Origin of the sequence: Streptomyces lydicus (assembly GCF_000717345.1) — a bacterium.
Lineage (GTDB): Bacteria > Actinomycetota > Actinomycetes > Streptomycetales > Streptomycetaceae > Streptomyces > Streptomyces lydicus.
This window is the reverse complement of the sequence record NZ_JNZA01000040.1, coordinates 139,626-156,681: the sequence shown is the minus strand read 5'-3', so window position 1 is coordinate 156,681 and position 17,056 is coordinate 139,626. Positions and strand designations below refer to the sequence as shown.

At 72.1% G+C, this 17,056-nt stretch carries 16 protein-coding genes; 7 read left to right on the top strand and 9 right to left on the bottom strand.

The window, feature by feature from the left end:
- Positions 1–3: 3 nt before the first annotated feature.
- From OO62_RS30505 to OO62_RS30495, 3 genes are all read left to right on the top strand, one after another.
- The gene (locus OO62_RS30505; protein WP_078617435.1) at positions 4–849 is read left to right on the top strand and encodes a thiazole synthase; all 846 of its coding nucleotides are present in this window, start codon (positions 4–6) and stop codon (positions 847–849) included.
- A 416-nt stretch (positions 850–1,265) separates the two neighbouring features.
- Positions 1,266–3,224 (top strand): Stk1 family PASTA domain-containing Ser/Thr kinase, encoded by a 1,959-nt coding sequence (pknB, locus tag OO62_RS30500; protein ID WP_033270870.1) that lies wholly within the window; start codon positions 1,266–1,268, stop codon positions 3,222–3,224.
- A gap of 100 nt (positions 3,225–3,324) precedes the next feature.
- Positions 3,325–4,179: a deoxyribonuclease IV gene (locus OO62_RS30495; protein WP_033270902.1), complete on the top strand. Its 855-nt coding sequence runs from the start codon at positions 3,325–3,327 to the stop codon at positions 4,177–4,179.
- Positions 4,180–4,213: 34 nt separating this feature from the next.
- On the opposite strand, the gene OO62_RS30490 is transcribed toward OO62_RS30495, so the two are convergent.
- Complete coding sequence (locus tag OO62_RS30490) at positions 4,214–4,837, bottom strand: sulfite oxidase-like oxidoreductase (protein ID WP_033270869.1); 624 nt, start codon at positions 4,835–4,837, stop codon at positions 4,214–4,216.
- 155 nt (positions 4,838–4,992) lie between these two features.
- On the opposite strand from OO62_RS30490, the gene bfr reads away from it, so the two are divergent.
- Positions 4,993–5,469 (top strand): bacterioferritin, encoded by a 477-nt coding sequence (gene bfr / locus OO62_RS30485; protein WP_033270868.1) that lies wholly within the window; start codon positions 4,993–4,995, stop codon positions 5,467–5,469.
- A 43-nt stretch (positions 5,470–5,512) separates the two neighbouring features.
- Here bfr and OO62_RS30480 read toward each other — a convergent pair whose 3' ends face one another.
- A complete protein-coding gene (locus OO62_RS30480; protein WP_033270867.1) occupies positions 5,513–5,800 on the bottom strand; it encodes a (2Fe-2S)-binding protein in 288 nt (95 codons plus the stop codon).
- A gap of 175 nt (positions 5,801–5,975) precedes the next feature.
- Positions 5,976–7,325 carry a class II 3-deoxy-7-phosphoheptulonate synthase gene (locus OO62_RS30475; RefSeq protein ID WP_033270866.1) on the bottom strand — a complete coding sequence of 450 codons (1,350 nt, stop codon included), beginning with the start codon at positions 7,323–7,325 and terminating at the stop codon, positions 5,976–5,978.
- 257 nt (positions 7,326–7,582) lie between these two features.
- Here OO62_RS30475 and OO62_RS30470 point away from each other — a divergent pair, with 257 nt between their 5' ends.
- Positions 7,583–9,538, top strand: coding sequence for an anthranilate synthase family protein (locus OO62_RS30470; RefSeq protein ID WP_206738494.1), 1,956 nt, complete (start codon positions 7,583–7,585; stop codon positions 9,536–9,538).
- Here OO62_RS30470 and OO62_RS30465 read toward each other — a convergent pair.
- The 5 genes from OO62_RS30465 to OO62_RS30445 all read right to left on the bottom strand — a co-directional run bounded on the left by OO62_RS30465 (position 9,504) and on the right by OO62_RS30445 (position 14,744).
- Positions 9,504–10,520 carry a 2-hydroxyacid dehydrogenase gene (locus OO62_RS30465; protein ID WP_033270865.1) on the bottom strand — a complete coding sequence of 339 codons (1,017 nt, stop codon included), beginning with the start codon at positions 10,518–10,520 and terminating at the stop codon, positions 9,504–9,506. The two genes, OO62_RS30470 and OO62_RS30465, sit on opposite strands and share 35 nt — an antisense overlap.
- A 192-nt stretch (positions 10,521–10,712) precedes the next feature.
- Positions 10,713–11,741 (bottom strand): 6-phosphofructokinase, encoded by a 1,029-nt coding sequence (locus OO62_RS30460; protein WP_033270864.1) that lies wholly within the window; start codon positions 11,739–11,741, stop codon positions 10,713–10,715.
- A 200-nt stretch (positions 11,742–11,941) separates the two neighbouring features.
- Positions 11,942–12,613, bottom strand: coding sequence for a response regulator (locus OO62_RS30455; protein ID WP_033270863.1), 672 nt, complete (start codon positions 12,611–12,613; stop codon positions 11,942–11,944).
- The gene (macS, locus tag OO62_RS30450) at positions 12,610–13,908 is read right to left on the bottom strand and encodes a MacS family sensor histidine kinase (RefSeq protein ID WP_398742516.1); all 1,299 of its coding nucleotides are present in this window, start codon (positions 13,906–13,908) and stop codon (positions 12,610–12,612) included. Before macS ends, OO62_RS30455 begins: the two co-directional genes overlap by 4 nt.
- A gap of 101 nt (positions 13,909–14,009) precedes the next feature.
- A complete protein-coding gene (locus tag OO62_RS30445; protein WP_033270862.1) occupies positions 14,010–14,744 on the bottom strand; it encodes a lysophospholipid acyltransferase family protein in 735 nt (244 codons plus the stop codon).
- Positions 14,745–14,968: 224 nt separating this feature from the next.
- On the opposite strand from OO62_RS30445, the gene OO62_RS30440 reads away from it, so the two are divergent.
- Together OO62_RS30440 and OO62_RS30435 are read left to right on the top strand one after the other, a co-directional pair.
- Positions 14,969–15,790: an alpha/beta hydrolase gene (locus tag OO62_RS30440; protein ID WP_033270861.1), complete on the top strand. Its 822-nt coding sequence runs from the start codon at positions 14,969–14,971 to the stop codon at positions 15,788–15,790.
- Positions 15,777–16,298 (top strand): hypothetical protein, encoded by a 522-nt coding sequence (locus tag OO62_RS30435; protein WP_033270860.1) that lies wholly within the window; start codon positions 15,777–15,779, stop codon positions 16,296–16,298. Before OO62_RS30440 ends, OO62_RS30435 begins: the two co-directional genes overlap by 14 nt.
- A gap of 1 nt (position 16,299) precedes the next feature.
- On the opposite strand, the gene OO62_RS30430 is transcribed toward OO62_RS30435, so the two are convergent.
- Positions 16,300–17,055: an endonuclease/exonuclease/phosphatase family protein gene (locus OO62_RS30430; RefSeq protein WP_033270899.1), complete on the bottom strand. Its 756-nt coding sequence runs from the start codon at positions 17,053–17,055 to the stop codon at positions 16,300–16,302.
- Between the last annotated feature and the right edge of the window lies 1 nt (position 17,056).

Below are 17,056 nucleotides of genomic sequence, written 5' to 3'. Positions count from 1 at the left end.
CCCATGCCCGACTCCGCACTCCTCGCGGACACCCCGGCCGCGGGCGGCTCCGCCCCGGCCGCCGACCCCCTCACCATCGCCGGCACCACCTTCGGTTCCCGGCTGATCATGGGTACCGGCGGGGCGCCCAGCCTCGACGTCATGGAGCGTGCCCTGCTCGCCTCCGGCACGGAGCTGACGACCGTCGCCATGCGGCGGCTGGACCCGACCGTGCAGGGCTCGGTGCTGTCCGTACTGCAACGCCACAACATCCGGGTGCTGCCGAACACGGCGGGCTGCTTCACCGCGGGTGAGGCGGTGCTCACCGCCCGGCTCGCCCGGGAGGCGCTCGGCACGGACTGGGTCAAGCTGGAGGTCGTCGCCGACGAGCGCACCCTGCTCCCCGACCCGGTCGAGCTGCTGGACGCCGCCGAGACCCTGGTGGACGACGGTTTCACGGTGCTGCCCTACACGAACGACGATCCGGTGCTGGCCCGCAAGCTGGAGGAGGTCGGCTGCGCCGCGATCATGCCGCTGGGCTCGCCGATCGGCTCCGGCCTGGGCATCCGCAACCCGCACAACTTCCAACTGATCACCGAGCGGGCCGGCGTCCCGGTCATCCTGGACGCCGGCGCGGGCACCGCCTCGGACGCCGCCCTCGCCATGGAGCTGGGGTGCGCGGCGGTGATGCTGGCCTCCGCGGTGACCCGCGCGCAGGAGCCGGAGCTGATGGCCCACGCGATGCGCCACGCGGTCGCGGCGGGCCGCCTGGCCCACCGGGCGGGCCGCATCCCCCGCCGCCATTTCGCGGTGGCGTCCTCCCCGTCGGAGGGCACACCGGCGCTGGACCCTGAGCGCCCGGCGTTTTAGGGGCTTCCCACGTTTTCGGCTTTCCCGCCGTGGTGGTTGCTCGCCGTTGCGCTTTGCGGCGCCGCCGCACGTGGTCGTCTGCGGCGCCGTGCTCGTTGCTCGCCGTTGCGCCTGCGGCGGGCCAGGTGATTGCTGGGTGCGGTGCCGCTCCTCCGGACTTCGTCCTGCGGCGCGGCCCCTCCCGTGGGGGAGAAAGTTGAAGGCCGGTGGGGGCTAGCGTCAGTAAGACGCCCGCCCCCACCGGCCTTTTTCCTCCCCACTACGGGAGGGGCTGGACCGGAGGACGAAGTCTGGAGGGCCGGCACCGCACCCGACCACCCACGCCCGCCGCAGGCGCAACGGCGAGCAACAACCACGGCGGGACAGCCGACAACGTGGGACGGACAAAAACGCGCGCGACAGTAGACTCCTCTGCCGTGGATACGACGCTCGAAGACCCGCTCGTGGGCCAGCTGCTCGACGGCCGCTACCGCGTCCAGGCACGCATCGCGGCAGGCGGTATGGCCACGGTCTACCGGGCCGTGGACACCCGGCTCGACCGTGTGCTCGCGCTGAAGGTGATGCACCCGGGCCTCGCCGCGGACGGCGAGTTCGTGGACCGTTTCATCCGGGAGGCGAAGTCGGTCGCCCGGCTGTCGCATCCCAACGTGGTGGGCGTCTTCGACCAGGGCACGGACGGTACGTACGTCTATCTGGCGATGGAGTACGTCGCCGGCTGCACGCTGCGTGACGTGCTGCGCGAGCGGGGCGCCCTCCAGCCGCGGGCCGCGCTGGACATCCTGGAGCCGATCCTGGCCGCCCTGGGGGCCGCGCACCGGGCCGGTCTGGTGCACCGCGACATGAAGCCGGAGAACGTCCTGATCGGGGACGACGGCCGGGTGAAGGTCGCCGACTTCGGGCTGGTGCGGGCGGTCGACACCAACACCACCTCCTCGACGGGCTCGGTCCTGGGCACCGTGTCCTATCTGGCGCCCGAGCAGCTGGAGCACGGCACCGCGGACGCCCGGGTCGACGTCTACGCCTGCGGTGTGGTGCTCTACGAGATGCTGACCGGCTCCAAGCCGCACACCGGCGGCACGGTGGCCCAGGTGCTCTACCAGCACCTGCACGAGGACGTGCTGCCACCGTCCGAGCGGGTGCCGGGGACCGCGCCGCAGCTGGACGCGCTGGTCGCGCTGGCCACCGCCCGCGAGCCGGAGCGGCGGGCGCAGGACGCGGTGGTGCTGCTGTCGAGGACCCGGGAGGCCCGGGCGGAGCTGACCGACGAGCAGCTGGACCTCGTACCGCCGCAGGCCAAGGAGGTGCCCGCGGGCGACGGCTCGGAGCCCACGGACGTCATACCCCGGGCCGCCGGGGTACAGCTGCCGCTGCCGGGGGCTGACCAGCCGGAGCTGAACCGCACCAGCCGGCTGGAGGTCCCGCCGGACGGGCACACGACCCGGCTGCGCCCCGCGCCGGCCCCGGCGGCGCCTGCCGGCGGGCTGCTGCAGCGGCGCCGGCTGGCCACGATCGTCGCCGCGGTGCTGCTGGTTCTCGGTGTCGGCACGGGGGTGTGGTACATCAACTCCGGCCAGTTCACCTCGGTGCCCGCGGTGCTGGACATGCCGCAGGCCAAGGCCGTCTCGACGCTGCGGGACGCCGGGCTGGGGGTCAAGGTCGTCCGCGGCTTCAGCTCCAACGTGGAGCGCGGGCACGTCATGAAGACGGACCCGGAGACCGGCAAGCGGATCCGCGGGACGGGCACGGTCACGATCACCGTCTCGCGGGGCCCCGACATCGTCACCGTCCCCGACCTGTCGGGCACTCCGGTCGCGGACGCCAAGCGCAAGCTGCGCGACCTGGGTCTGGTGCCGGGCACCGTGACGCGGGAGTTCAGCACGGACGTCGCCAAGGGATCGGTGATCCGTACGGACCCGAAGGCGGGCACCAAGAGGCGGCCCGACACGGCGGTGGCACTGACCGTCAGCCGGGGCGCGCCGGTGGATGTGCCGGGTGTGGTCGGCAGCGACCGCGCGGACGCCGAGAACACCCTGCGCCAGGCCGGCTTCCAGGTGCGCTTCGCCGCCCAGCCGGTGTTCTCGCCGGAGGACAAGGGCACCGTCGCCCGGCAGACGCCGTCCGAGGGCGACCAGATCGGCAAGGGCGACACCGTCACCCTGACGCTCTCCAAGGGCCCGGAGATGATCACCGTGCCGGACGTGACCGGCAAGAAGGTCGACGACGCCAAGAAGGAGCTGACCTCGCTCGGCTTCGAGGTCAAGGTGGACAAGCCCTGGCTGTTCCCGCAGGACGAGGTGGACTCGCAGTCCGTCGAGGGCGGCCAGAAGGCACCCAAGGGCGGCACGATCACCATCAAGCTCAAGGGTGCGCTGTAGCGGACCTGACCGGGTGCCGTACGACCTGCGTGCGGCACCTGGCACGCTTGGGAGCGTGAGCAACTCTCCCTTCCCCCTTGGTACCGAGGACGCCGCCCGTCTGCGCAATCCGGTCGGCGGGCATGTGCCGGTGGCCGGCGGGCTGGCGAAGACCGGCCTTCCCTACGCCCGTGAGATGGGCGCCGAGGCCGTCCAGGTCTTCGTCGCCAATCCGCGCGGCTGGGCGACGCCGGCCGGCAGCCCCGAGCAGGACGAGGCGTTCCGCGCGGCCTGTGCGCTGGCGGGCATGCCGGTGTACGTGCACGCCCCGTATCTGATCAACTTCGGCTCGCACACCGAGGCGACGGTCGAGCGGTCGGTGGAGTCGCTGCGGCACTCGCTGCGCCGGGGCCGGGAGATCGGTGCGCTGGGCGTGGTGGTGCACACCGGTTCGGCGACCGGCGGGCGGCCGCGCGCGGAGGCGATGGCGCAGGTCGGGGCGCGGATGCGGCCGCTACTGGAGGAGCTGACGCACCCGGAGGACCCGTGGCTGCTGCTGGAGCCGACGGCCGGGCAGGGCGCCTCGCTGTGTGCGCTGGCGGAGGACCTCGGGCCGTACTTCGACGCACTGGAGCGGCACCCGAAGCTGGGCGTCTGCCTCGACACCTGCCACGCCTTCGCGGCCGGGCACGACATGGCGGCGCCGGGCGGGGTGAAGCTGCTGCTGGACGAGCTGGTGGAGGTCACCGGCGAGGGCCGGCTGAAGCTGATCCACGCCAATGACTCCAAGGACGTGGCGGGCGCCCACAAGGACCGGCACGCGAACATCGGCGCGGGGCACATCGGCACGGAGCCGTTCGCGGACCTGTTCACGCACCCGGCGACGGCCGGGGTGCCGCTGGTCGTGGAGACCCCGGGCGGCAAGGAGGGGCACGCCGCGGACGTGGCCCGCCTCAAGGAGCTGCGGGCGCCCTGACCCTCACCGGGCCGGCGCCCGGCTGAGCGCCGGCTCAGAGCTCGGGGCCCTCGCCGGGCTCCTCCTGGTAGGAGTAGCGCTGCTCGCGCCAGGGGTCGCCGAGGTTGTGGTAGCCGCGCTCCTCCCAGAAGCCGCGGCGGTCGGCCCGCATGTATTCGATACCGCGGACCCACTTGGGGCCTTTCCAGGCATACAGATGGGGCACGATCAGCCGTACCGGAAAACCGTGCTCGGCGGTGAGCAGTTCACCGGAGCGGTGGGTCGCGAAGATGCACTTCTCCGCGGCGAAATCCTCCAGCCGCACATTCGAGCTGAAGCCGTACTCGGCCCACACCATCACATGGGTGACATCGGGCGCGGGCGGCGCGAGGTCCAGGATGGTCTTGGTGAGCACCCCGCCCCATTCGGCGCCCAGCATGCTGAATTTCGTCACGCAGTGCATATCGGCAACGACCGTGGTGTACGGCAGGGCCGTGAATTCCTCGTGCGACCAGCAGTGCTTCTCGGCGTCCGCGGTGGCGCCGAAGGCCCGGAATTCCCAGCGTTCGGGGCGGAACTTCGGGACGGGTCCGTAGTGCGTCACCGGCCAGCCCCGCTGCAGCCGCTGCCCCGGAGGCAGCTGAGGATGCTCTGCTCCGCGGCTTTCCGGCTGACCCATGCCCTCCATGTTGTCAGACCGGAAGGGGTGCCGATGACCAGGGAGGGAGGGATTCGGGCAACTCGTACTAAGCGTGAACTTACTGGACGCCCTCTCCGGGCGGTGCAAGGATGCGCGGCACCTGCCCAGTACTCGCGTGGAAGGAGCCCGCAGCCATGCAGGGCGACCCCGAGGTCATCGAATTCCTCAACGAGCAGCTGACCGCCGAGCTGACCGCGATCAACCAGTACTTCCTGCACGCCAAGATGCAGGAGAACTTCGGCTGGACGAAGCTCGCGAAGTACACCCGCGCCGAGTCCTTCGACGAGATGAAGCACGCCGAGGTCCTGACCGACCGGATTCTGTTCCTCGAGGGGCTGCCGAATTACCAGCGGCTGTTCCACGTACGGGTCGGCCAGACCGTCACCGAGATGTTCCAGGCGGACCGGCAGATCGAGGTCGAGGCGATCGACCGGCTCAAGCGCGGTATCGAGCTGATGCGCAGCAAGGGCGACATCACGTCGGCGAACATCTTCGAGGACATCCTCGCCGACGAGGAACAGCACATCGACTACCTCGACACGCAGCTGGAGCTGGTGGAGAAACTCGGGGAAGGGCTGTACATCGCCCAGGTGATCGAGCAGCCCAGCTGAGCGAGCGGCGCGATGCCGGCGACCCGTCGTACGGCCCTGGGGCCTACGCGGCCTCCGAAAGCGCCGCGGGCGCCGCTGCGGCCACCTCCGCGACCGGCTGCGGTCCCGGGGCCCGGCCCTCGGGCGCCAGCGGGTCGGACGCGCCGTTGTCGACGAGCTCCCGGCGGGGGCACGCCCCCCGGCCGAGGAGTGCCTGGATGCGGCGCACACAGTTGCCGCAGTCGGTGCCGGCCTTGCAGGCGGAGGCGATCTCGCGGGGCGTGCAGGCGCCGGTGTCCGCGTGCTCGCGGACCTGCTGCTCGGTGATCCCGAAGCAAGAGCAGACGTACACGCGGTTTCACCTCTTGGGCGGCTCGGCGGTGGCTCGTCGACCAGACCAGCTGATCTTGAGTGAGGTTACCCTTACCTTACCTGGCCCCTGAGGTGGCGACAACGCCCGGCAGGCTCCGAACAGCGCAGTGGGGCGCGGATCACAGATCCGCGCCCCACTCCCGTTCCGTCACCGCTTACTGGTCGCGGTACATCTCCGCCACCAGGAACGCCAGGTCCAGCGACTGGCTGCGGTTGAGCCGCGGGTCGCAGGCCGTCTCGTAGCGCTGGTGCAGGTCGTCGACGAAGATCTCGTCGCCGCCGCCCACGCACTCGGTGACGTCGTCACCGGTCAGCTCGACGTGGATGCCGCCCGGGTGCGTGCCGAGGCTCTTGTGGACCTCGAAGAAGCCCTTGACCTCGTCGAGCACGTCGTCGAAGCGCCGGGTCTTGTGACCGGAAGCCGCCTCGAAGGTGTTGCCGTGCATCGGGTCGCAGATCCAGGCGACCTGCGCGCCGGAGGCGGTGACCTTCTCAACCAGCTCGGGGAGCTTGTCGCGGACCTTGTCCGCTCCCATGCGGGTGATGAAGGTCAGCCGGCCCGGCTCCCGCTGCGGGTCGAGCCGCTCGATGAGCGTGAGCGCGTCCTCGGGCGTGGTCGTCGGGCCGAGCTTGACACCGATCGGGTTGCGGATGCGCGCGGCGAACTCGATGTGCGCGCCGTCCAGCTGACGGGTGCGCTCGCCGATCCAGACCATGTGGCCGGAGACGTCGTAGAGGTTGCCGGTGCGCGAGTCGGTGCGGGTCAGCGACGACTCGTAGTCCAGGATCAGCGCCTCGTGCGAGGAGAAGAACTCCACCGTCTTGAACTCCTCCGGGTCCACCCCGCAGGCGTTCATGAAGTTCAGCGCACGGTCGATCTCGCGGGCCAGCGCCTCGTAGCGCTGCCCGGAGGGCGACGACTTCACGAAGTCCTGGTTCCAGGCGTGCACCTGGCGCAGGTCGGCGTAGCCGCCGGTGGTGAAGGCGCGCACGAGGTTGAGGGTCGCCGCGGAGGCGTGGTACATCCGCTTGAGCCGCTGCGGGTCCGGGATCCGGGCCGCCTCGGTGAACTCGAAGCCGTTGACGGAGTCGCCGCGGTAGGTCGGCAGGGTCACCCCGTCACGGGTCTCGGTCGGCTTGGAGCGCGGCTTGCTGTACTGGCCGGCGATCCGGCCGACCTTGACGACCGGGACGGACCCGGCGTAGGTCAGCACGGCGCCCATCTGCAGGAGCGTCTTGAGCTTGTTGCGGATGTGCTCGGCGGATACGGCGTCGAATGCCTCCGCGCAGTCGCCGCCCTGAAGCAGGAACGCCTCACCACGGGCGACCGCTCCCAGGCGCTCGCGCAGCTGGTCGCACTCGCCGGCGAAGACGAGCGGCGGATAGGACTCGAGCTCCGCGATCACATCGCGCAGAGCCTCTTGGTCCGGCCAGTCAGGCTGCTGCGCCGCGGGCAGGTCTCGCCAGGTGTTGCCACCGGCGTGGGTTTCAGCGTTCACGGTCACAAAGCCAACATTACGGGGTCGGCCGAGGCTGTCCGTCCGGCATCCGGACTTTGAGACGGACTGCACTCGGACGGTCCGGTAGGGTGCCCCCCATGTGCACGCGACCGATCATGAACATGAACTGGTGGTGGACCGCTCATCCGGCGGCCCACTGATTCGCGCGCACATCCCACACTTCGCGAAGGCCGCCCGAGGGGCGGCCTTCAGCCTTTCCGGCGGCCGTGCCCTCTTCCCGGTCCACCTGGAAGGAACCCGCCATGCACCGCGAGCCCCACGACGCCCGCACCGACGCCGCCGTGCTCGTCCAGCGGCTGCTCGACCCCGGCTGCCCGCCGTTCGCCCTGCTGCGCCGCCGCTCCCCCGGCCGGGAGACGGCCGACACCGTGGAGGTGCTGATCGGCGAGGTGACCGAGGTCGAGCGGCTCGCCGACATCCCCCTGGGTGACGCGACGCCCGGCGCGCCGGTGACCCACGCGCTCGCGATGGTCCCGTTCCGGCAGATCCGCGAGCGCGGCTTCCGGGCACACGACGACGGCACCCCGCTGGCCGTGCTGCGGCCCCGCGAGACCGGTGAGCTGCCCCTGGACGAGGTGCTCGCGGCCCTGCCGGCGCACGACGTGACGGTGACGGACGGCGCCTTCGACGTGGACGACGAGGAGTACGCCGGGATCGTCGGCCGGGTGGTGCGGGACGAGATCGGCACCGGCGAGGGCGCGAACTTCGTCATCCGCCGGACGTTCGAGGGCACCATCGACGGCTTCTCGGCGGCCGACGCGCTGGCGCTGTTCCGGCGGCTGCTGGCCGGTGAGCGGGGCGCGTACTGGACGTACGTCGTGCACCGGCCCGGGGTGCGCACGCTGGTCGGGGCCAGCCCCGAGGTGCACGTCCGGATGACCGGGGGCACCGTCGTGATGAATCCGATCAGCGGCACCTACCGCTACCCGGCCGGCGGCCCCACCCCCGAGAGCCTGCTGGCCTTCCTCGGCGACCGCAAGGAGGTCGAGGAGCTGTCCATGGTGGTGGACGAGGAACTGAAGATGATGTGCACCGTCGGGGACCGCGGCGGGGTGGTGATCGGGCCCCGGCTGAAGGAGATGGCGCACCTCGCGCACACGGAGTACGAGCTGCGCGGCCGGTCCACCCTCGATGTGCGCGAGGTGCTCAAGGAGACGATGTTCGCGGCGACGGTCACCGGGTCGCCGGTGCAGAACGCCTGCCGGGTCATCGAGCGGCACGAGCCGGTGGCCCCCGACGGGCGGGGGCGCGGCTACTACGCGGGCGCGCTGGCGCTGCTCGGCCGGGACGCCGGGGGCGCGCAGACGCTGGACTCGCCGATCCTGATCCGTACCGCCGACATCGCCGCGGAAGGGCGGCTGCGGGTGCCGGTCGGCGCCACCCTGGTGCGCGCCTCCGACCCGTACGCCGAGGTCGCCGAGACGCACGCCAAGGCCGCCGGGGTGCTGACCGCGCTGGGCGTACGGGAGGCGCCCGCGCGCCCGGCGGACGGGAGCCGGCCGGCGCGGCTGGCCGACGACCCGCGGGTGCGGGCCGCGCTGGACGCCCGCCGCGCCGACCTGGCGCCCTTCTGGCTGCGCATGCAGACCACCGCGCCGACCGCGGAGCTGAGCGGCCACGCGCTGGTGATCGACGCGGAGGACACCTTCACCGCGATGCTGGCGCACCTGCTGCGCACCTCGGGGCTGACGGTGACCGTGCGCCGCTTCGACGAGCCGGGGCTGCGCGAGGCCGCCCGCGCGCACCGGGGCCCGGTCGTGCTGGGCCCCGGGCCGGGCGACCCGTCGGACGCCGGCGACCCCAAGATGCGTTTCCTGCGGTCGCTGACCGCGGAGCTGGTCGCGGGGCACCGGCACGGTCTGCTGGGGGTCTGCCTCGGCCACGAGCTGCTCGCCGCGGAGCTGGGGCTGGAGATCGTGCGCAAGGAGGTGCCCTTCCAGGGCGCGCAGGAGCGGATCGACTTCTTCGGGCGTCCGGAGACGGTCGGCTTCTACAACACCTTCACGGCCCGCTGCGACGACCGTACGGCGGCCGAACTGGCCATGCACCGCGTGGAGTTGAGCCGGGACGCGGCGACCGGTGACGTGCATGCGCTGCGCGGTCCGGGCTTCGCCGGCGTGCAGTTCCACCCGGAGTCGGTGCTGACCCTGGACGGCGCCGCGGTCACCGCGCAGCTGCTGGCAGCTGTCCTCGTGTGACCAGCATGTTCTCGTTGGTGCGGTGGGCCAGGTAGTCCTCGACGTTGGCCACGGTGGCCGCGACGATCTGGCCCACCGCCTCCTCGGTGAAGTACGCCTGGTGGGAGGTGACGAGGACGTTGGCGAAGGTCATCAGGCGGGCGAGGGTGTCGTCGTCGATGACGTCCAGGGACTTGTCGCGGTAGAAGAAGCCGGCCTCCTCCTCGTAGACGTCCAGGCCGACGCCGGTGAGCCGGCCGGCCTTGAGGGTCTTGACGAGGGCGCGGGTGTCGACGAGCCCGCCGCGGCCGGAGTTGATCAGGATCGCGTCGTCCTTCATCGCGGCCAGCGCGGCGGCGTCGACGAGGTGCCGGGTGTCCGCCACCAGCGGGACGTGGAGGGTGATCAGGTCCGCCTCGGCGAACAGCCGCTCGCGGGGGACGTAGGTCATGCCGAGGTCCACGCACCTCGGGTTCTCGACGAGGTCCCAGCCCAGCAGGTTCATGCCGAAGCCGTGGGCGATCCGGGTGAACGCCTCGCCGATCTTGCCGGTGCCCAGCACGCCCGCCGTGCGGCCGCACAGATCGCGGCCCATCAGGCCGTCCAGCCGGAAGTCGAAGTTGCGGGTGCGGTTGGCGGCCCGTACGAGGTGCCGGTCGACGGCCAGGGCGAGGCCCCAGGCGAATTCCGCGACCGCGTGCGGCGAGTAGTGGGAGACCCGGCCGACGCTCATGCCGAGGTCGGCCGCGGCCTCCAGATCGATGTTGTTGAAGCCCGTGGAGCGCTGGGCGATCATTTTCGTCCCGCCGGCCGCGAGGACCTGGAGGACGTCGGCGCCGAGCTCGGCGTTGACGCTGGAGCTGACGATCTCGTAGCCGTGCGCGATGGGGGCGGTGTCGCGGTTGAGGAAGACCTGCAGGGTGCGGATCTGGTGCGGGCCGTTGAAGGCCCTCTCCAGCAAGGGCCGCTCATCCGCCTGCACGCCGAAGGCCACGATCTCCACGAGCCCTCCCGGGTCGTCCCGCCGGTTCTCCGTGTCCGCGCCGGGGAGCGGCTCCGCCGGTGTACGAGGGACCGCCGTCGGTGCAGGTACGGCACATGCCGTGCAGTGCGAATATACGGCGGCCCGCCCGGCGGCGCCGCCCGGGAGCGGTGCGGGCGGGACGGGGAAACGGGCCGGTCGGAAACCGGCCGGTCAGCCGAAGAACACCCCGACCTCGGCATAGAGCGCCGGATCGACGGTCTTGAGCTTGGCGGTCGCCTCCCCGATCGGCACCCGGACGATGTCCGTACCGCGCAGCGCGACCATCTTGCCGAAGTCGCGGTCGCGCACCGCGTCGATGGCGTGCAGCCCGAAGCGGGTGGCCAGCCAGCGGTCGAAGGCGCTCGGGGTGCCGCCGCGCTGGGTGTGCCCGAGCACCGTCGTACGGGCCTCCTTGCCGGTGCGCGCCTCGATCTCCTTGGCGAGCCACTCCCCCACGCCCGACAGCCGGACGTGCCCGAAGGAGTCCTTGGAGTCGTCCTTGAGGACCATCTGGCCGTCCTTCGGCATCGCGCCCTCGGCGACCACCACGATCGGGGCGTAGCGCACCTTGAAGCGGGAGTCGATCCACCGGCAGACCTGCTCGATGTCGAAGCGCTGCTCGGGGATGAGGATGACGTTCGCGCCGCCGGCCAGGCCCGAGTGCAGCGCGATCCAGCCGGCGTGCCGGCCCATCACCTCGACGACCAGGACGCGCATGTGCGACTCGGCGGTGGTGTGCAGCCGGTCGATGGCTTCGGTGGCGACACCCACAGCCGTGTCGAAGCCGAAGGTGTAGTCGGTGGCCGACAGGTCGTTGTCGATGGTCTTGGGGACGCCCACGCAGGGGATGGCGTGTTCGCCGGAGAGCCGCGCCGCGACGCCGAGGGTGTCCTCGCCGCCGATCGCGATCAGCGCCTCGACCTCCTGCTTGGCGAGCGTCTCCTTGATCCGGCGGACGCCCTCGTCCTGCTTGAAGGGGTTGGTCCGTGAGGAGCCGAGGATGGTGCCGCCCCGGGGCAGGATGCCGCGCACCGCCGGGATGTCGAGCGGCACCGTGTCGTTCTCCAGCGGTCCGCGCCAGCCGTCCCGGAAGCCGACGAACTCGTATCCGTACTCCTGGGTGCCCTTGCGGACGATGCCCCTGATCACCGCGTTCAGACCCGGGCAGTCGCCGCCCCCGGTCAGTACTCCGACCCGCATCGTGTCCCTCACCTACATCCCGTCAGTGGCCGCGCGCGGCCGTACTCGATCCGACGGCGGTCACGCTAATGGTGATCTGGGTCACTCAGGGATGGGACAAACCCCGATTCCGGGGATTTTCCGGGGAGTTGACGTGCGGTGTTCACCCGTACGGGCGGGCCCTGCCGGGCGACCGCTACGCCGACCGGTGATCTTGCTCCTCATGCCTCGTCGAGGCCGCGCTCTATCGCATAGCGCACCAGCTCCACGCGGTTGTGCAACTGGAGCTTGCCGAGGGTGTTCTGGACGTGGTTCTGCACCGTGCGGTGCGAGATGACCAGGCGCTCGGCGATCTGCTTGTACGAGAGTCCCTTGGCGACCAGCCGCAGCACCTCGGTCTCGCGCTCCGTCAGCTGCGGTGCGCCCGGCTCGTCCGGCCTCGCCGGGGCGGGCTCCGTCGCCAGCCGGCGGTACTCGCCGAGGACCAGACCGGCCAGGCCGGGGGTGAACACCGCGTCCCCGGCGGCCGTGCGACGCACCGCGTCCAGCAGTTCCTCGGTGCTCGCCGACTTCAGCAGATAGCCGGTGGCACCGGACTTGACCGCCTCCAGGACGTCGGCGTGCTCACCGCTGGCGGACAGCACCAGCACCCGCAGCGCCGGGTTGGCGCCGACCAGCTCCTTGCAGACCCGTACGCCGGGCAGGCCCGGCAGGTTGAGGTCCAGGACGAGGACGTCGGGTGCGGCGGCCTGCGCCCTGCGGACCGCCTGGAGGCCGTCGCCGGCCGTCGCCACCACGTCGAACCCGGCCTCCGCCAGGTCCCGCGCGACCGCGTCGCGCCACATCGGGTGGTCGTCGACCACCATGACCTTCAGGCTCGGCTGCTCGTTCATGCCCGGCTCTTCCCCCGCTTTCCGCCCTCGGGCGCCGTGCCCTTGGGGACCGTCAACTCCACTTCCGTGCCCTGGCCGGTGACCGAGACCCATGCGGCGCTGCCGCCCAGGTCCCGCAGCCGGCCGCGGATCGACAGGGCCACCCCCAGCCGGCCCTCGCGCTCGGCGTCCGCGAGCCGGCCCTCGGGGATGCCGGGACCGTCGTCGCGGACCGTCACGATCACCGCGTGCGGTTCGTCCTCCACCAGGATCCATGCGTGGGCACCGTCCCCCGCATGCACCCGCACATTGTCCAACGCGGCACTGACAGCGGCCGCCAGTTCCGCGGCCGCGGCGGCCGGCAGCTCCACCGGGGCACCCGGCTCGGAGAAGGTGACCCCGGCACCGGCGAACGGGGCCAGCAGCGCCCGGACGTCGCAGGAGCCGTCGGCGGCCGGCGGCGCGCTCCGCGCGGGGGCCACCACCGTGCCGGCCGTCCCCTCGTGCGCCGCGGTCACCGGTGCCGGTGCCGGTGCGTACGACGCCACCGCGGCGGCGCCGGCCGGCCGCACCAGGCCGCCGGCCACCAACGTCCGCAGCGCGACCTCCTGTTCGCCGGCCATCCGGCCCAGTTCGGCCGCCTCGCCGCCGATCGCGGTGCCGCGCCGCTGCACCATCGCCAGGACCTGGAGCACGCTGTCGTGGATGTCGCGGGCCAGCCGTTCCCGTTCGCGGGTGGCGGCCTCGATCTGCAGCGCGCGGGCGAGGGTGCGCTCACTGGCGCGCGCCACCTCGACGACATAGCCGATGGCGACACCGGCCACCCACACCAGCACCACGTTGCGGAGGGTGTCGCGGGCCAGTTGCTCGCGCTCGACCAGGTTGGCGACCGCCACCGCGCTGGAGGCCACGGCCGCCCAGCGCCAGCCGCCCTTGATCGCGAAGCCCAGCACGGCGCCCGCCGTCCAGATGGAGGGCAGCGTCGGTGCGCCGCCCATGATGCGGGCGTGGGTGTCGACCAGCGACGTGAGGAGGATGCCGCCGACCGCGAAGCCGAGGTCGACGATCAGGAACTGCCGGGTGCAGCGCTCGGGGGACGTCGTACGGCGCCAGGTCAGCGCCATCCAGACGGTCAGCGCGCCCATGTATGCGACGGCGCCGAGCGGATGCTCGTAGTGCCGGTAGGAGAGCGCGACCTGGCACAGCGTGTAGACGAGGGTGAGGATGCGGTAGCCGGTGATGGCGCGCCACAGCGGGAGCTCGACGGACATCCGCAGCGCCTTCGGCGGGCGCTTGCCGTGGCGTCTGGCGGCCATGGCGCCGCTCGCCGTCCGTATGTCCGCATCCGTCATTGCCGGCCCCCACCCCTCGCCGGGCGTGCCCCACGCCCGGCCTCGGCTCCGTGCGTCTCCGCCGCCTATTCGGCGGCGGCCTTCTTGGCCTGCTCCGCCTCGGCCTTCTTCTTCGCCTCCGCGGCCTTCGCCGCGTCCGCGATCTGCCGCTTGGCGGCCGTCGCGTAGATGTCGACGTACTCCTGGCCGGAGAGCTTCATGATCTCGTACATGACCTCGTCGGTGACCGACCGCAGGATGAAGCGGTCGCCCTCCATGCCCTGGTAACGGGTGAAGTCCAGCGGCTTGCCGATGCGGATGCCCGGCCGGATCATCTTCGGCACGATCTTGCCCGGAGGCTGCACCTTCTCGGTGTCGATCATGGCCACCGGGATGACCGGCGCGCCGGTGGCCAGCGCCACCCGGGCCAGGCCGCCGGGCTTGCCGCGGTAGAGCCGGCCGTCCGGGGAGCGGGTGCCCTCCGGGTAGATGCCGAACAGCTCACCGCGCTCCAGCACCTCGATGCCGCTCTTGATCGCGGCCTCGCCCGCGCCCCGGCCGCCCGAGCGGTCGACCGGGAGCTGGCCCACGCCCTTGAAGAACGCGGCGGTCAGCTTGCCCTTCACGCCGGGCGAGGTGAAGTACTCGGCCTTCGCGATGAACGTGACCTTCCGGTCGAGCACCGCGGGCAGGAAGAAGGAGTCCGAGAAGGACAGGTGGTTGCTCGCGAGGATCGCCGGACCCTCGGCGGGAATGTTCTCGATGCCTTCCACCCAGGGCCTGAAGGCAAGCTTCAGCGACCCGCCGATGGAAAACTTCATTGCGCCGTAGATCAACCGACTGCCTCCTGTGTGTGACGCAAAGACCTTAACCTGCCCCGGTGACACCCTCGCCCCGACCGGCCCCCTCCCGGTGCGACGGCGGCGCGGGCGCGCCCGCGCGCGGGCCGCTCGCCCGGCCCGCGGGCGCCGGACCTACCCGCTCGCCGTCACTTTGCGTACCCTGAGGTAACTCGCCAGGTCCCCTCATCGATCGGAGTCTCCCGGTGCCGCTCCTTCCCGGAGCCGAGCCGTTCCGCCGTGACGGCGGAGAGGTCGGCGTCCTCGTGTGCCACGGCTTCACCGGCTCCCCCCAGTCCGTACGGCCCTGGGCCGAATATCTCGCCGACCAGGGGCTGACGGTCGCCCTCCCGCTGCTGCCCGGTCACGGCACCCGCTGGCAGGAACTGCAGATCACGACCTGGCAGGACTGGTACGCCGAGGTCGACCGCGAACTGCGCGCGCTGACCGAGCGTTGCAGCAAGGTCTTCGTCTGCGGCCTGTCGATGGGCGGCGCGCTGGCGCTGCGGCTGGCCGCCAAGCACGGTGACGCGATCAGCGGGGTGGCGGTGGTCAACCCGGGCAACAAGGTCCACGACGCGGCCGCGCCGCTGCTCCCGGTGCTGCGGTACCTCGTGCGGACCACCAAGGGCATCACCAGCGACATCGCCAAGCCCGGCGCCCAGGAGGTCGGTTACGACCGGGTGCCGCTGCACGCGGCGTACGCGCTGCGCCGGTTCTTCCAGCAGGTCGACTCCGAACTCCCCGGCGTCACCCAGCCGTTGCTGGTGATGACCAGCCCGCAGGACCACGTCGTCCGGCCGGTGGACTCCGAGCGGATCCTCGCCCGGGTCTCCTCGACGGACGTACGGCAGACGCTGCTGGAGCGCAGCTACCACGTCGCGACGCTGGACCACGACGCCGAGCAGATCTTCCGGGAGACCTTCGCCTTCATCTCGCGGCTCGCGCCGGAGGCGGGCACGGGTGCGCAGGCCGAGGCCGCGGAAGCAGCCGCCCATGAGGGGACGGCGGCCAGTGGCGGAGCGTAGCCCCGGCGACCCCCGGGACCCGCTGGACGAGGAGGCCGCCTGGGCCGAGATCGTCGCGGGCTACGGCGAGCAGCCGTCCTTCCCGGCGAAGGACGGCACGGACGAGCCGCCCCGTACGGACGGCGCCACCGGAAAGCGCGAGGGCAAGGGCGAAAGCCCGGCCCCCGGCAGCTTCGTCGTCTACGCACCGGGGGTCGGGCCGCGCGACTGGTCCGCCGCCGACGCCTCCGACGACGACTTCGACGAGAACGACGAGGGCCACTTCACCCCGCCCGAGCCGCCCCCGCTCCCGAAGGCCGACGTCACCGCCAAGTTCGCCTGGCTCGCGGTGATCGGCGGCCCGCTGCTGCTGGTGGCCATGGTGATCCTCCAGCAGCCGGTGACGTGGTGGGTCACCGTGCTGGGCATCGGCGGCTTCCTGGGCGGCTTCGCCACGCTCGTGGCCCGGATGAAGAACGACGACGAGGACGGCGACCACCATCGGCCGGGCGGCGGCGCGGTGGTGTGAGTCAGTCCGCGGCCGGCACCCGCAGCGCCGCCAGCACCGGCAGGTGATCGGAGGCGGCGCGCAGGTCCGCCTCGTGCACACCGGGCAGCCCGAGCGGCACCCCGCAGCCGAGCACCTCGACGCCGTCGGTGGTGAAGAGGGCGTCGATCCGCTGCCGCGGCTCGTGGGGGGTGGAGGTGAACTCCCCACCCCACGGCTTGGCGGCCCAGCAGTCCGTCAGCGCCCCCGCCACCCGGCGGAAGCTCCGGCCCTCCGGCCGGTCGTTGAGGTCGCCGCCGACGACCGCGTGCGGCACGTCCAGGGCCGCGACGTGCTCCAGCAGCAGCCCGGCCTGCTCGTAGCGCTCGTGGTCGGCGAGGCTGAGATGGCAGCTGAGGACGCCCAGCCGGGCCCGGCCGACGCGGACCACGGCGGTGGCGAAGCCGCGCTGGTGCAGGCCGGGGGTGCGGGGCAGCAGGATGTCGTTCGTGCGCTCCGGATGGGCGCGGAGCGTGGCGAGGATCATCGGGCCCGCGGTCGTGGCCCCGCCGGTGACGTAGTACAGGCCCGCCGCGCGGGCCAGCCGCTCGGCGGCCTTGCGCCAGCGGAAGAACCGCGACGCCTCCTGGATCAGCACGAGATCGGCGGCGCAGGCCCGGATGACCCTGGCCAGCGCCGCCCGGTCGTCGCGCATCGAGCGGATGTTGTAGCTGAGCACGCGGACGACCGAGGCGTCCTCCTCCGAGCCGGACGCCGGAAGTCCGGGGTGCTCAGCCACC